General features: G+C 44.7%; 1 protein-coding gene. It reads left to right on the top strand.

Going from position 1 to position 1,310, the window contains the following annotated elements; translation table 11 throughout:
• Window positions 1-152: 152 nt before the first annotated feature.
• Window positions 153-1,238 carry a DUF262 domain-containing protein gene (locus tag IV91_RS0113835; protein WP_051862752.1) on the top strand — a complete coding sequence of 362 codons (1,086 nt, stop codon included), beginning with the start codon at window positions 153-155 and terminating at the stop codon, window positions 1,236-1,238.
• Window positions 1,239-1,310: the final 72 nt, after the last annotated feature.

Genomic DNA, 1,310 nt, shown 5'->3' with positions numbered 1-1,310 from the left:
GTTTCTCGGATTGCCGGACTTCAAAGTGTGCCATGTTCGTTTGGGTGAAGAAAGAATATGACTAATTATCTCATTAATTCAAACGGTTGTATATGTTTTTAAGGGCTTCGAACACGGATTCAGGAATAATTCAAATCTATAAGGGCAAATCCATGAGTGACGCGTCAATTTGTCTCAAGCCTATTAACGACCTGCTAGGGGAAAGCTTCTACATTCCGTCCTATCAGCGTGGTTACCGTTGGAGCGAGCAGCAGGTCTCAGATTTGCTTGAAGATGTACTTGCATTTCAGCAGAGCAAAGACGGTCGAAGTCGCGATGGTTTTTACTGCCTGCAACCAATTGTGGTGCAAGCGGCCAACAATGGTTTATGGGAGGTAGTGGATGGGCAGCAGCGCCTGACCACTCTATTTCTTATACTCCGATTTTTCAATCAGCGGTTAGCCGAGCGTTTTCGGAGAAAGCTCTACCAAATTGATTTCAAGACCAGGACAGGCGCCAAGGAATATCTTGATGAGTTGACAGAGGCTCGGTCTGAAGAAAATATTGATTTCCACTTCTTATATCGCGCGGCGGGGACGATCGAGGCGTGGTTCAAAGATAAAGATAACTTGGTAAGCGATTTCGAAGGAGCATTGCTCAATCGCGTAATGGTAATTTGGTATCAATTGCCGGACACCGAGCAAGCAGTTGATGCGTTTACGCGATTGAACGTAGGGAAAATTCCGTTAACAAATGCTGAACTCGTTCGCGCTCTGTTTTTGCGCTCAAGAAATTTCCCGCAAGTTACAGCTAATCTGGAACAACTGAAGATTGCTCAAGAGTGGGACCGGATGGAGCAGGCGCTTCAAAATGACGATTTCTGGTATTTTCTCACTGAGGATGGAGGCAAAATAAATCGTATCGAGCTAATTTTTGATCTACTTACTGAAGCAAAGTCGCCAGATACTCGCCCATCAAGCTTCATTTATGGATCCTTTTACCATTTTAACCAGATGATCACAGATGAGGCTGCCTTGCCCGAGCATCTATGGAATGATGTAAAGCAATACTTCATGACCTTGGACGAGTGGTATAACGATCCGAAGCTCTTTCATCTAATTGGCTATTTGATCAACGAAGGAGACCGAGTACTGACGTTGATCCAGTTGAGTAAGACCACCGGGAAAGCTGCGTTTAGTAAAGTTCCTGAATCCGTGTTCGTTATAGAAAAGCTTTCACCCAAGACCGAATCGACATGAATTTGACCGGCCAGTCTTTCAAAACCTCAACGAATTTCCATTCGGCTGTGTTTTTGTCGGCCGGTTTTTGTC

Origin of the sequence: Ferrovum myxofaciens (genome assembly GCF_000735045.1) — a bacterium.
Taxonomy (GTDB): domain Bacteria; phylum Pseudomonadota; class Gammaproteobacteria; order Burkholderiales; family Ferrovaceae; genus Ferrovum; species Ferrovum myxofaciens.
Note: the sequence above shows the minus strand (reverse complement) of the source record. Positions and strands in the feature narration are given on the sequence as shown.